This is a genomic window from Sporocytophaga myxococcoides (assembly GCF_000775915.1).
Lineage (GTDB): Bacteria > Bacteroidota > Bacteroidia > Cytophagales > Cytophagaceae > Sporocytophaga > Sporocytophaga myxococcoides_A.
In genome coordinates this window covers 202,379-217,370 of record NZ_BBLT01000011.1, presented here as the reverse complement: position 1 = coordinate 217,370, position 14,992 = coordinate 202,379, and the positions used below count along the sequence as shown (strand labels likewise).

At 36.2% G+C, this 14,992-nt stretch carries 11 protein-coding genes; 1 reads left to right on the top strand and 10 read right to left on the bottom strand.

The window, feature by feature from the left end; all coding sequences use genetic code 11:
• Positions 1-24: 24 nt before the first annotated feature.
• The 5 genes from MYP_RS21615 to MYP_RS21595 form a co-directional block, all read right to left on the bottom strand.
• Complete coding sequence (locus tag MYP_RS21615) at positions 25-2,130, bottom strand: peptidylprolyl isomerase (RefSeq protein ID WP_045468228.1); 2,106 nt, start codon at positions 2,128-2,130, stop codon at positions 25-27.
• An 89-nt stretch (positions 2,131-2,219) separates the two neighbouring features.
• Positions 2,220-2,438, bottom strand: a complete 219-nt coding sequence (locus MYP_RS21610) for a hypothetical protein (protein ID WP_045468225.1) — start codon at positions 2,436-2,438, stop codon at positions 2,220-2,222.
• A gap of 7 nt (positions 2,439-2,445) precedes the next feature.
• On the bottom strand, positions 2,446-2,976 hold the full coding sequence (lptC, locus tag MYP_RS21605; protein ID WP_045468222.1) for an LPS export ABC transporter periplasmic protein LptC: 531 nt from the start codon (positions 2,974-2,976) through the stop codon (positions 2,446-2,448).
• A 6-nt stretch (positions 2,977-2,982) separates the two neighbouring features.
• The gene (locus MYP_RS21600; RefSeq protein ID WP_045468220.1) at positions 2,983-4,323 is read right to left on the bottom strand and encodes an outer membrane protein transport protein; all 1,341 of its coding nucleotides are present in this window, start codon (positions 4,321-4,323) and stop codon (positions 2,983-2,985) included.
• A complete protein-coding gene (locus MYP_RS21595) occupies positions 4,307-5,029 on the bottom strand; it encodes a type III pantothenate kinase (protein ID WP_045468217.1) in 723 nt (240 codons plus the stop codon). Before MYP_RS21595 ends, MYP_RS21600 begins: the two co-directional genes overlap by 17 nt.
• 68 nt (positions 5,030-5,097) lie before the next feature.
• On the opposite strand from MYP_RS21595, the gene MYP_RS21590 reads away from it, so the two are divergent.
• Positions 5,098-6,180: an anhydro-N-acetylmuramic acid kinase gene (locus tag MYP_RS21590; protein WP_045468214.1), complete on the top strand. Its 1,083-nt coding sequence runs from the start codon at positions 5,098-5,100 to the stop codon at positions 6,178-6,180.
• A gap of 9 nt (positions 6,181-6,189) precedes the next feature.
• Here MYP_RS21590 and plsY read toward each other — a convergent pair whose 3' ends face one another.
• The 5 genes from plsY to MYP_RS21565 form a co-directional block, all read right to left on the bottom strand.
• Complete coding sequence (gene plsY, locus MYP_RS21585; protein WP_045468211.1) at positions 6,190-6,831, bottom strand: glycerol-3-phosphate 1-O-acyltransferase PlsY; 642 nt, start codon at positions 6,829-6,831, stop codon at positions 6,190-6,192.
• Positions 6,832-6,975: 144 nt separating this feature from the next.
• Entirely contained in the window at positions 6,976-12,033 is a 5,058-nt protein-coding gene (locus tag MYP_RS21580) for a hypothetical protein (protein WP_045468348.1), read from the bottom strand.
• Between the two features lie 11 nt (positions 12,034-12,044).
• Entirely contained in the window at positions 12,045-12,872 is an 828-nt protein-coding gene (gene prmA / locus MYP_RS21575) for a 50S ribosomal protein L11 methyltransferase (RefSeq protein WP_045468208.1), read from the bottom strand.
• A 109-nt stretch (positions 12,873-12,981) separates the two neighbouring features.
• Positions 12,982-13,740, bottom strand: a complete 759-nt coding sequence (tpiA, locus tag MYP_RS21570; RefSeq protein WP_045468205.1) for a triose-phosphate isomerase — start codon at positions 13,738-13,740, stop codon at positions 12,982-12,984.
• 291 nt (positions 13,741-14,031) lie between these two features.
• A complete protein-coding gene (locus MYP_RS21565) occupies positions 14,032-14,991 on the bottom strand; it encodes a glycosyltransferase family 2 protein (protein ID WP_045468196.1) in 960 nt (319 codons plus the stop codon).
• Position 14,992 lies beyond the last annotated feature (1 nt).

Here is a 14,992-nt window from a genome sequence, read left to right as displayed (position 1 = left end):
ATGCATATCTTTTTCAACTAATTATTAAAAGAATTTAACTCTGTCATCTACGATATCAGAATTCTTTCTAATAGCCTCATCCACACTGTAATCAACTCTTCCGATTCTCTGATTGATCAGATCATTTTTATATTTAGCGTAATCAGCTATTTCAGGAGCAGGAGTTAAATTTACAAGCTCAAGATTGATTACACCATATTCACCTTTAAAAGGACCGGTTTTAGCGCCTTTCTTCAATCCGAATAATTTACCTACTGCAATAGGATCATATCCGATAGCAGCGATTGAGTTAGAAGATAAGGTAACATCTGGAGCAACACCTGAGGTAGCGCCTGAACCAAACTCTGCAGCAACTTTCTCGAAAGTACCAGATAGTTTAGAAAGTTTTTCAGAAATGAGTTTTGCTTTTTCTTCATTTCTAACTTTAGCAGTAAGCTCGTCTCTTACATCATTAATTGATGCAACACCTTCTTCTCTTTCTCCTGTTAAAATCGCAACAACATATTGATCATCCATAGAGAATACAGAAGAAACTTCTTCTACATCTGCATCATTGAAAGCCCATTTTACAATTGCTCTTGCATTTGAAAGATTGTTTACAAATCTATCAGATTTTCTGATGTTGTTAGCCGTGAATTTCTGTAATGAATCAGCTTTTACTTTTGCATTGAAATCTGCAGTATCCTTAATAGAATTAGCAAATTCGTCAGCCTTTCTGAAAGCTGCATCTTTAGTAGCTTCAGAAGCGATAATATCCTTTTCTACCAGTGCTACAAGATATTTTTTATTGTTTTTAGGAGCAGTAACCTTTATAATGTGATAACCGAATTCTGTTTCAGTTAATTTTGGAAGCAATCCCGCTGAAGGTGCTTGAAATACTGCATCATTAAAAGGCTTTACCATTTGTCCCTGGCTAAACCATCCAAGATCTCCGCCTCTTGAAGCTGTTCCGTCAGATCCATACATTCTCGCCATTTGAGCAAAGTCTGCACCGGATTTGATCTGGTTAAGCACCTCGTTTGCTTTTTTCTTTAAAGAATCTTTTTCTGCAGCAGATTTGTTTCTTGTATCAAAAAGAATATGGCTTGCCTTTGCATAAGATACAGAATCTGATTTTATATCATTAATTTTGTACAACTGCACTTTACCTGCAGAAACAAAAGGCCCATAAATACTGTCAATAACTACCTTGTTAGCAATGTTTTTCAACTCTTCAGGTAATTCTCCAAAAGTTTTGAATGAAGGAGGAACCGGATTGTCAGAATTTGCTTGTATAAACAAGGTATCATTCTGAGAAGACGCAAATTCCTTTTTAACTTCTGCAAGTTCCTCTTTAAAAGCTGCACTATCTTCTGCAGTTGGTTTAACGCTGAAAGTAACATAGTCAAATGATCTTCCTGCCTCAACCTTAAACTCATTCTTATGCTTGTTAAGGTAATCAGACAACATTTCGTCAGTGACTTTAACAAGGCTGTCGGCAACAGCATAAAAAGGAACGTACAGATATTTAGCTTCAGCTTTTGTATTCTGATTATTATAATCTCTCTTTGCTTCCTCAGAAGTCACATAAACTGATTTTCTGAATAGGTTTAGATATTTGGTTCTAAGTCTTTCCTCTTTTATACCTCTCTCAATGCTAAACCAAAGCTGCTGATCACGAGGATCTCTTTCGTTAAATTTTTTAAAGAACTCTTTCAGGAAAGCTCTATCGAACTGCTGAGTCTGAGGGTTGGAAAATAACTGGATTACTGTAGGGTGAATATTTTCACCTTGCACCATGTCATATAACTCGTCATTTGTTACTGCAAGACCAAGTTTTTCAAACTGCTTTGCATAAGCAATATCAAATATTTTTGCATTCCATGCCTGTTCAATAATAGAAGGCCTTTCACTCTCACCAACATTTCTTCCTGTTCTCAGAACATAGTCAGCTTCAGTTTCATCTACCTTTTTTTGGAAATCTTCAGCGGAAATACTTTTTCCGGCGATTTCTCCTACATTTCTGGATCTGTTACGTAAAAAGGAATTTGGTCCGAAAACCTCTCCTCCCACCAAGAAAAGAACCAGACCGACGGCCACGATTCCTACAACAACCCCGGAATGCTGATTAATTTTGTTAAAAATTGCCATTGCTTAATTATAATTTCTTTTAAAGAACCGCAAAAATACTATTATTAATTTTCAAAATCAAAATCAATAAACCTCTGAAATAAAATTATTTATTTCTTAACCCTAACTTTCTTTGTAGGCTCTGACTTAACATTATTGTCTTGCTTTTCAGGACTTTTTCCCTTTGCCCACTGAAAAACCATCAGCATCATGAAACATAACATGAAAAGCCAGTAGCTTTCTTTGAACCCCACTGTCATAGTCTGATGAATGCCAGTAAGCAGGAACACAACTCCTAAAGAAAATATTATGGTACCCAGAAGTTTCATAATCAATTTATTCGGTAACGTCAATAACTCCTGTAGGATGAAGAATTTTATAAGATGTAAAATTCTGGTTTGTTTTAAGTCCCTTTCCCATAAGAATCTCAGTAGGCGTCTGGATTCTCACAAAAGTGTTTGTATCACAATAAACCTCATCTTTTCCGGGATCCCAGAAAAGTTCCTCACTATTCATTTTCTTCTGCTGTTCTATACTTTTAATTTCGACATCTCCTTTAACATTATAGAGATTCTTTTCTTTTTCCAAGCGGCCAGAATTTCCTCTTAATGTGGAGGTTTTAACTCCGTTTTTATCAAAAAACTCAATATACACTCCATTGGGGAATTCGCGATCTCCGTTTTTTAATTCTATTTCTTTAGGAGCTTTTAATTTAACTCTTACAACAGAGGAATCTGAATATATAGTTTCTATATCATTCACTTCCATTACCGGACCATCATATGGCTTTAGCTGCTCATAGGTTTTAACCTTCTGACAGGAAAAGAAAATTATTGTAACTGTTAAGAATAAAAGGATTTTTCTCATTTAATATTATTCAATTCTTCGACGCTCAAACCATTTGTCTATCGTTTGGAAACTTAGGTATACCTGGAAATACCTGTCACGAATAAGTCCATCATTTGTTGAACCTCTCTGTCCGGCAACCAAAGCAACATTCAGCCTCGACAATGGCTTGGACTTATATCTTGCATCTTTGCGGCCAACTGGCAGTGAACCGCCTAAAGAAACAGAAAAATCATTTAACTGAGTTCCATTAAAATAAAATGGCGTTCTTTGATAGGATAATCCAGCCCTTACAATAGGCATTTTCAGTACTTCCTGACCCTTTAGTTTGTATTCGCCACCAAGGGCAATCTTATATCCATTTTTAAAATTATCTGTTTCTGCATCGAAATTTTTGTATTTACTGAAGTTCAAATACGTCAAATCAACACCAATACTCCAATCAACAGGTTTGTCGATACTAAAACCAACTGTAAAAATAGATGGCAGTACCGCATGCATTTTAGTATTACTGATCACAGTAACAGCAGAGGTATCAACAAAATTTTTATCATTTTTTCTCTGTCGTGTCAACTCCCTTCTGGATGTTAAACCTGCAGAAAAATCATAGGTCGCACCAAGATTATAATAAATGTGCTCTTGCTCCTCTTTAGTAGATGGCTTCAGAATATTTCTGTATGCAACACCTGGCTTGAAATTAAATCCAGAATAAGAGGTTCTTTGGCGAATTCCGTATTGCTGATCCTGCACATCGACGTCAAGAGATGTTACCTGGGTAAAAAAATCCTCATTTGTTGAACCAAAAACATATGATGCTGTTAGACCAGCAGAGAAGTTCTTGGTTAAATCAACTCCATTAGCAAAGCTGGCATTATAAAGCCCTCCGGTTCCTATATTGGAAGTACTGGATACAATTCCACTGGTACCAAAAGCAACCTTGCTATAATAATCATAACTCATATTGCTATATGGACTTAGGCTAACACTTGATGTCCAGCGATTGGATACAGGAAAAGCAATATTCAGATACTGAAAATTTACAGATTTACTTTGTTGTTTAAGCGTCCCATCATTAATTGATCTGCCAACCCCATACAATGCTCCTTCAAACATGGTGTATTTGATTGTTGTATCCAGGTTTAACCTTCTGTTTGTTGTGAGTAAAGCAGGATTCAGAAAGTTAATGTACTCAAGGTTCGGCGATGCGACCCCAACACCTCCCATCCCTATATTCCTAATACTGCCCGAGGGGGAAAGGTCTCCTAAACCAAATCGCGAATAAGGTGAATTTTCCGTTAACTGAGCTGTTGCCTGAAAAGCTGTTAAAAACGTCAGAAGTGCTAGTAAAATTCTATAAAAATCTCTCATTATATTCTAAAATGCTATTTAGCCCAATTAAAACCAAATCGGGAACTACAAAGATGGTTTCTTTTAATCTTCTTTCAAAAAATCTTGCATCACCACCACACATTATTACATTCAATTCCTGATCATTTTTTTTAAACTCCCCGATCATGCCCAGAATTTCTGCTGTGGCTCCATTTAAAACCCCGCTCAAAATAGACCCTTTTGAACTTTTCCCAATAAAAGATATATCTTCTTCTTTCTCTACCAAAGGTAAGCCTGCTGTAAACGCGTTTAATGCTTTAAATCGTATAGAAATCCCGGGAGAAATTGCGCCACCGTAATAATTTTTTTCTTTATCAATAAAATCATAGGTGATACAAGTACCTGCGTCTATGACCAGACTGGATTTACCTGGATAAAGGTAGTACGCTCCTGCAACTCCGGCAATTCTATCTGGACCAAGCGTTTGGGGAGTTTCATAATTGTTCTTAAAGGGGAGTTGAAGCCCCGAACTCAGCAAAAGAGGATTGACTTTAAATAAAATTTTTTCTTTAATGATGTCCTGATCTTTCCTTACACTGCTAATTATTGACCTTTTTATATCAAATCCGGTAATTATTCTTGCCAGTTGATTATAATCATTAGTAGTAAAAACTTTTTCAAGAGTACCATTTTTAAATAATCCGAGTTTTATTGATGTATTGCCGGAATCTATGACCAGGTTCATAAATTCAAAAATAATAATAAAATTTGCGAAGCTGTTTCATTTTATCCTATTTGTTTGAAGATTGAATCATGAAAAATACTTATATAGTTGCAGGACTAATGTCGGGAACATCTCTTGATGGACTGGATATAGCAATTTGTAAATTTGAGCTGAAAGAGCTTAAATGGAGCTATGAAATTCTGGAAGCTGCCACTGTCGAATATGATGAAGCCCGCAGAAATAGTTTAAAAAATGTGATGAAGGGTTCTGCAGAAAGTCTTGCCAGTCTGGATTTTGACTTTGGTTATTTTCAAGGTAGCGCAGTAAAAAACTTCCTTAATAAATTAAATATTCCTGTTGATTTTATCTCCGCTCACGGTCATACAATTTTTCACCAGCCGGAAAACAGATTTACTACTCAAATAGGAAATGGTGCGGCAGTTGCTGCTGTAAGCGGTCTTCCGGTAGTCTGCGATTTCAGATCCCTGGACGTAGCGCTCAGAGGACAGGGAGCACCTTTGGTTCCTATCGGAGATAAATTATTATTTAAGGAGTTTGACTTTTGTCTGAATCTTGGTGGTATTGCAAATATCTCCTACGATGACAATACGGGGAAAAGAATTGCATTTGATGTTTGCCCTGCAAATATGGTTTTAAATTATCTTGCCGGACAAAAGGGACATTTATTTGATAAAGGCGGAGCGTTAGCTAAGATGGGTTCGCTCAACAAAAACCTTCTGGAAACACTTTCAAAAATTGAATACTATTCTAAATCGATTCCAAAATCTCTTGGGAAAGAACACGTTGACGACCTTTTCATTCCTTTGATCGAAAACACAAAAGACAGCATTGAAAACTTATTGAATACTTTTTGCCATCATATTGCAGAAAAAGTAACAGATATTATCAAAAAGAATAAAATTTCAGATCGCACTAAAGTTTTGATTACTGGAGGAGGAGCATTTAATAAATTCCTTGTAGAGCTTTTTCAGGAAAAGTCTGGTGTTGGAATTGAATTCATTGTTCCTGAACCTAAAATAGTTTCATTTAAAGAAGCATTAATATTTGCCTTTTTAGGAACATTAAGGTGGAGAAATGAAATAAATAGCTTGAGCTCAGTAACAGGCTCCATGAAGGATAATTGCGGAGGGGCCATCTATCTGGCCCCCTAATTATATAAATTAACGTCTTCTGATTCTGATTTTTGCTTTATTCTCCTCTCCGTGAAGAAGACGAACTATATTTTTTTGATGTGTGATGACAACCAGAGCAAATAATGCAAAAGCAAAAAGCACTACAATTGGCTGATTCGGGCTAAATCTTGGAAGACAAAGCAAAATAGGAAATGCCAATGCAGAGGTCATTGAGCCAAGGGACACATATTTGAATATCAGAAATACAACCAGAAATACTAAAATGCAAAGAAGGGCGGCTTCAGATTGGATAGATAATATCATTCCCAAAAGAGACGCTACACCCTTTCCTCCTTTAAATCTTTCATAAACAGGAAAAATATGTCCTGCCACAGCTGCCAATCCGAAAAATAACTTGTATAGAACAAGATCCTGATGATCAATCAAATTAAAATATGCAAGAAAGAAAGCACTGTTCGTTGCAGTCCACCCCTTTAAAATATCTACCAGCATCACTATAATGCCGGCTCTTTTTCCCATAACTCTGAATGTATTGGTTGCACCTGCGTTTCCACTTCCGAAATCCCTCACATCCAGACCAAAAAAGGCTTTACCATACCAAATAGCGGTAGGTAAGGACCCTATCAGGTAGGCAAAAATAATTCCGATTGTTATAAATAATATGCTCATATTTCTTACTTACGTGTAACCTTAGCAAAATGTTAATTTTTGAAAAATACCAAATTTGATTAATAAAACAAAAGAGATTAAAAATCTGATTGATTTTTAATCTCTTGCGCGAACCAAAATCTTCAAACAAAAGTTCCAGAAATGTTAATTTCCGAACAAGTTTTTCATTTTTTGCTGATCCTGTTGCTGTTTTTTCCTGTCTTCTATTGAAGGATCAGGCTTATCACCTCCAGCAGGCTGCTCCCTTCCCTGATCCAAATTTTGATCTGGCAGCTTGTATTTATCATAATTTCTGGTGTCTTCTTTTCCTTTTTTGGCTGGCTTAGATGACTTCTTTGCCGGAGTTTCTTCTATTAGTTCCTCTCCGACACTTGGAATTTCATCGCCCGGAGCATCCTCCTGAATCTCCCCAGGAGCGTCGTCCTCCTGTTCATATTCCTGACTTTCAGGTATAGATTCGTTCAAGTCTTCCTGAATTCCAAGATACCTTTCTTTAAACATTGTTACAAATCTTGTTTTTTCACCATTTTCCGCTTTGACATAATAAAATTTGGAACGATCTGGCAGCTCGCCTTTTGATTTTCCAGCCAATATCGAATTTACCTCATCATTGGAAGATGTCACAGCAAATCTATTGTCATCATAGGTTATATAATACCAGGAGTGTGGACCTGCTTCCAGATAGATGTTTATCACATCTCCTTTCGGCGTCTTCTTAATTTCAATATGTCCTGGCATTGCTTTATTTATATCATCCTTTAAAATATTAGACACATAAATAGTACCTACACTGTAGAAGGCTTTGTATTCTGCTGACCATTTCAGATTTACATCCGAGAAAACTACATTTTTTCCAAAATCACTGTCAATCATTGGTAATGGGGCATAACCAAGAGATTTTTGACTCTTAAACTTTTCCGCACCAGCATTTCCTATAAGTTCTGCCAGCTTATAAACTAAAACAGTATCTCTGGCAAATATTTTTTCTGAAGTTTCAGATGTATCCAATGGGAAAGCTGAAGCCATTGTCTTCATATTTTTGCCAACTGCAGCCAGTACTGAAGAAGTTACTTTGAAGTTGAATGACAAAATAGTATTGAATTCATACTTAAAATTTGTAAGATCTGATTTCCCAAAACCAGCAGCGTCAAGGGTAATATTCTTATTTTCTTTAAGAAGATTAAATTTTCCTGAATATTCTGCGGTTGAATTTGCATCATCATATGAGAAAATGCTACCCTGTTTAGTTTTTCCTGCAAGTCTATCCGGAACACCAACCCTGAACAATCCTTTTTGCGCAATATACTCCAGAACTCCTTTTGTACTGAAGATATCATGATCCAGTTGATTTCTCTTTTGAGAGATAAATGTCGTATACATTTCATTGGATCTTGTATCAAAGTACATACCTGTTGTTAACGGTGTTCCATTACCTGCGACAGCATTGTCTACGTTGATTACTACGTCAGCTTTGGATCCGTCATTATTATACTTAAGCCACTGTGAATAGCTTAATGCTCCCTTAAGATCCAGCTTCAGGAACCCGTCAAAAGCAAGGAATTTCTTTTCAGCAAACAGAGTAACTTTACCTTTATAAAGGATTTTCGGTGCCACTTCCAGGCTATCTTCTTCTCTTATAGCCCCCATTGCTACTGTATGAGCCCCTTCCTTCTTCTTCTCAGATTCTACAAGTCTGAAATCCTGGAATTTGAAAGAAAGGGTATCTGCTCCAAGGTTAACATATTGATAAGTCGCCTCCCCTGCAAATTTCTTTCTACCTTCGATATCAATAATACCATCATATAATTGGTGATATTTGGTTACGGAATCAAGCACTATTTTCGCGTTTTTCAATGTACGCATAACAGCATTCTCTTCCACTATTACTTTGCTGCTGTCAGGATATACCAATCCATCTGCTACTTTAATATAAGGTATACCAAATACGTTCAGCGTTAGCTTTTCCATGTCATAAACCGCGTCGGTTGCATTAAAGACCAAGCTATCCTGATCCCGTCTGGTAGAGTAGAAATATGATTTATTAATATTTCCTCCTTCAGGCATTTTCATGAAAATCTTTTTCTTTTTCAGATCCCAGGTTCCTTCATCCAGAGAAGTCTTATACTGAGCATATGGGAACTCATTACTTGCAAAGCCTTGCTGCTCAGGACTAAATTGAGCAATACTTTGATCAAGATCAAAATTCAGTTTTACTTGTTCGCATTTCAGTGCAGGCTTATCAGGGTTATCAGATTTAACTTTAAAAAGCGTTTCTCTTGCTGCAAATTTGGTTTGCTCAAAGTGAAATTTGGGAGATTCAGATTCAGACCCCCTGGTGATAAGCACCCCTTTTCCAAACATACCATTCTTAGTCAGGATTGCCGTTCCATGCATATCACCTGTATTTTTATAAAATTTGATAGGCTCTTTTGCATTAGAAATGAACATACTATCTGCCTTCGGCAACCATTTCAATCTGTAATCATTGACAACCATGTCAGGATAATTAACTTCCTGAGATGCAGCTTGTGCACAGGTTCCTTCTTTATTGACAACAGATGTTCCTTCCGTAAGAACAGAGTCTTTAAAAAAGGCAAAATCCTTGGATTTGAGTGTGGCATTTAAATATGTAATATCTCCATCTCCTCTAATTCCTTTATTATCCAGAGATATTCTGTTGAAATATGTTCCGGTTCCTGTATAAAGCTGATAACCATTTTTTGGCACATCATGAATAAAACCAAGAGAATAATCTGGCATCACAATGAGTTTCTCCTTAAACTCGGGGAAAATTCCACCAGTTTCAAAACTACCGTCAAATCCTATAGCTTGGGGGTCATCACTGCTTAAGCTATCTATTTTAAATGGAGGAATTTTAAACTTAATAGTGGTATCATAAGCTCCATTTGCAATTGTTGGTTTGTCAAAAAATACTGTTGCACCGGATGTAGCATCGAATATTGGGTAAGCAGGAATTCTTTTTCTTCCTGATTTATTGTCCGGTTTATTTATATAAAGTGTTCCGGATGAATACCTCAATTCATTACCTAGTACTCTTGCTTTCCCCTTTTCAGTTTTTTCTTTAGACTCCACAGCAAGTCTTATCTGATCAATAGTTTTTAAGTGTACAAGAAAACTGTCATAAACAAAGTTGAAGTCATTACCAATAAACTGAAAGTTCTGAGTGTTGATTTTTCCGTGGAAAGAAAAGTCGCGGTTTTTCAAAATCTTAAGCTCTCTTTTGTCAGGGACAAAGTTTACGTTAAGCGAATCACTTATATAAATTTTATCAACCCCCCTTACAACAAGCTCATTGGTATTCAGATCAAGAGTTGCATTAGCGCCGCCGGGACTGATCGAAACGAAGGTGATATTGTCATAATCTTTCTTATCTCTGCGAGAAAGGACGTAGTGTCTGGCTTTCCTTCTAAGTTTAATTTCTCCAGATTTTGGACTAAAATCAATGAAGCCAGTTTTCATTAATTGAACCATGGCTCCCCGCACCGTCAATGGCTCCAATTTATAAGCCTTTGCAACATCATCAGCGAACATAACATCTGATTTTGTTTTATCAGCATGTGCCACAATCATTTGGAGTGGGTGAAATTTATACATTCCCTGCATTCCTGAATATTTGTCACCGCTAAAATATTCTTCGGATTCAAAAAGAGCGGCTATCTGATCTCTTCCATTAGTAATATTAAAATCTATCTGAGATCCTGCGAGATTCCATGAAAGTGCATCTGCTACTATTTCTATTTTGTGATAACTATCAAGAAATGGAGAATGTCTGTATCCATTAGGCTTGGTTATACGAACTGTAGCTTTATTTTTATTATACTTCAGACTTCCTCCTGGGTGGAAGATTGAATCTGTTTCTGTCTGGTAAAGAACTATGCTCGAAACATCGGAAGTGATGGTTGAGTCTGTCATCGCAAAACGTGGAGAGACGGACCTTATTTTGGTTTTTCCCTCATGGAGAATTTCAATCGACGCTGAACCCTCATCAATGGATGAACTGTACATTCTTCTTCCAGCAAGAGATAATCCGCCATGGTATCTTATATTGTCTCCAAGGCCTTTGATATCAATATTACTTCCATAGGATTTGAATCGTGGATATTGATTTTCTTCAATACTTTTGTGCTTTTTACTGTTAAATTCAAAGATCCCTTCTACTTTCGCATCTGTTTTTGCTGGATAAGTGAGTACTGCATTTTCGCAAACCAGCTTGGTAGATTTAACCGGGAAATTATAGTCTTTCAATTCTGCAGTTATTTCACCGGGATTTAAACCAGCCATAGTCCAGTCAAACGTACCGCCCTTACCAACAAAAAGATTATTTTTCAGCATAAGACTCCCGCTTGTACCTTTAAGGGATGTGCTGTCATATGCTGTCACAAAGGTAAAGTCCACATCTTTGAATTCTATAATCGCTCCGTCTATTGGAGGCTGAGGATTAGGCACATAACCAACTTCATAAATATTCTGGGCTTCAGGAGTTTGTTGATTTTCTTCAAGTGTTCCCCAATTGTTTTCCTGAGCTTCCGCATTATCCCAGTCGCTGAAGAATTCTTTTTTCTTCTTATCCATATCCTTCGCATTTCCCCATCCATCATCATTACTTTGATTCTGAGATTGATCCTGCTGTTCTTCTAAAGCTAATTGCTGGTCATATTGATCTATTATAGAAGCTTCTTCTTTTGCTTTCACCATTCTAAAATTATATGATCCACCTTTAAAATATAGTCTATTATAACCGGAGGAATAAATCATACCCTTCTCAACAACAAGTCTGATTGTAGGAAAAAAAGTGTTCAATTTTTGTCCATCATATTTTTCAACAGCATATTGTGTAATGGCTAGTAGAGTATCAAGATTGGAAGCTGAAAGATTGTTATTTTTGGATGCCGCCAGAGTCGCAAAGAAATCTGAAAAATTAGGATTAGTCTTTAGTTTCTTAGACTTCAACATTTTCTGGCAGGTTTCAATAATTTTCTTCTTCTGGTCGTCTGAAAATCCTGACCAGGCATTATTAAAGTTTGAGGCCACAAGCATTGCACCCTGATTGTTAGTGGTGTTGAGCATTGTACTAACGTCCACAACAAATTGTGCGGGTTCAGATGCAAGTTTATACTGCGCCCTGCAAATGAGAGGAACGGTAACAACTAAAAAAATAAGGTAAAATTTAAGCCTCATCATGGTAATTTCTATCAGGAATGTTGAAACATTAAACAAGCCCAGTTATTTTTCTGCAAGCTCGTTTCGAATTTTAAGCCCCTGTTAATTGCTTCGGATTTAATATCTTCAATGTCTTCTGTATAAAATCCGCTTAAAAGCAGGTATCCGGATTTATTTAATGCTAATGCATATAATTTGATTTCATCCAGTAATACATTTTTATTAATGTTGGCAAGGATAATATCGTATTTATATTTAGTTAGATTCAGTTCTGCCATTGTACCCTGCAAACATTTCATATTGTAAATGTTATTGATCTCAGCATTTTCAATCATATTGGAAAATGCCCATTCATCAATATCAGTTGCTGTAATTTCTTTAGCACCAAGCATTCCGGCAAATATGCCCAATACACCAGTTCCTGCTCCGGCATCAAGTATTGTTTTCCCCTGATGATCAAGGCCTAATTGAGCTTTAATCATCAAAGAAGTAGTTTCATGATGCCCTGTCCCAAATGCCATTTTGGGGTTGATCAGAATTTCATACGGAAAATTCTTATCAGGGTGGTGAAATGATGCTCTGATGAGTACCTGGTCATCAATTCTGACCGGGTCAAAGTTTTTCTCCCATTCTTCATTCCAGTTCTTTTTCTCGAGCTTAGATACAGTATAAAAAGGAGTATCTTGATATTTGGATAATACCTCTTTCAACTCTTCTTCCTGAAAAATATCATCTTGTACATATGCCTCGATTCCTTCTTCGGTTTCCTGAAAAGAATCAAAACCTAAAAAATCAAGTTCAGCTATCAGCATCTCTTTTATATCCTCTGTTGCCGGAATTATTATTTGAAGAAAGTCCAAAATAAACTATTTAAAATACTAAATATTTATATTACTTAAAAAGGCTGGACTTCTAATATTCGGACTTAAAATCCGTAAATACTACCAACCCAGCCTTTTACTATTTGTTTTAGAATGATTTAACTATATCAACAAAATCTCTTGCTTTCAAGCTTGCACCGCCTATCAATCCTCCGTCAACATCAGGACATGCGAAGAGTTCCTTGGCGTTGTCTGGCTTACAGCTTCCACCGTATAGAATTGTAGTGGCATCTGCTACTTTGGCTCCATATTTTGATTTGATATGGTCTCTGATGATAGCATGCATTTCCTGAGCCTGAGCAGTAGTAGCTGTAACACCGGTGCCTATTGCCCAGATTGGCTCATATGCAATAACTACTTTTAGGAAATCAGATTCAGAAAGGTGGAAAAGACTTTCAGTTAATTGGCTTTTAACAAAATCCAGGTGTATGCCTTTTTCTCTTTGGCTTAACGTCTCACCGCAGCAGAATATTGGCGTAAGACCATTCTGAAGCGATATATTTACTTTTTCTGCCAAAAACTGGTTTGACTCATTAAAATATTCTCTTCTTTCACTATGTCCTAAAATCACATATCCAGCTCCTACAGATTTCAACATTTCTACTGAAACTTCACCTGTAAAGGCTCCGGAAGCTTTTGAATGGCAGTTCTGAGCGCCAAGTGCTACTTTGCTTCCCTCCACTAACTTGCTCACAGCATGAAGCTCAATAAAAGGCGGACACAGAACGATACCAGCATCAGATTTTACCTCATCTTTAACCATATTTACAACTTCTGAAGCCAGCTTCAAACCTTCTTCAAAAGTTTTATTCATTTTCCAGTTTCCGGCAACTATTTTTTTTCTCATTATCCTTTAGATATTAAAATTGACACAAAGGACAAATTTAAAATAATTGGCAACTAATTTTTAATCTTTTTTTAGCTGAACAGGAAGTTTTAGAAAAATTCAGGAAAACTATTTTAAATCCACACTCTAACCCAAACAGAATCCTTTAATTTCTTCAGAGATAAAAAAAATAAAAGAAACATGGATAAATTCAAAAATAACCATGGAAAAAACTAACAAATAAAAAACAAACAAGTCGATACTTTTGCAAATCAACAATTGACAAAATGAGTCCGGCCTAACCTAATTATTTTATTCCAATACTTTAGGAGATTCAACTTCGATAGTATTCAGGTTAGTTTCATTGATTATGTAGAGGGGCCTGTTCCTTACATTATTCGCTATCCGACTAATGTATTCGCCGATTATTCCCATGCAAATCAATTGAATGCCTCCTATAAACATTACACTCAACATCAATGAAGTCCAGCCAGGAACGAAATCTTTTGATACAAACCTGGAATATAATGTATATAACATAATTATAAAGGCAATCCCAGAAACTATAAATCCAGCTATTGAAGCTACCTTTAAAGGGAAATTTGAAAATGAAGTAATTCCATCAAATGCAAATTTTAGCATTTTCCTATAAGTGTAACCGGTTTTTCCAGAATGTCTTTCATTCCTATCATATTCCACGAAAGTTTGGTTAAATCCAATCCAGGCAATCTGACCTCTAAGATACTTTTGTTGCTCCGGCATATTTTTTAATACATCCAAAACTTTTCTGCTCATAATCCTGAAATCGCCAGTATCAACAGGTATTTCGCAAGAGGTGATTTTCGCAAGCAATCGATAAAAAACATATGCTGTTAGTTTTTTAAGAACATTTTCACCTTTTCTTGTTTTCCTTTTTGCGTAGACAACTTCGAATCCCTGTTTTGCTTTTGCATATAAGTCTATTATTAGCTCAGGAGGATCTTGAAGATCAGCGTCAATAATTACGATAAAATTACCTGTACATTTATCCAGTCCGGCAGTTACCGCTATCTGATGACCAAAGTTTCTACTAAAATCAATATATTTTACACTTAAATCTGATTTGGCTAAAGAACAAATTATATTAATCGATTTGTCTTTGCTGCCATCGTTTACAAATACCAACTCATACTCCACATTTAAATTTTGGAGGACATCTGATACTCTTTTATAAAGAAGGAGTATATTTTTCTCCTCATTATATATTGGTATAATGACTGAAATTTCCGGCATA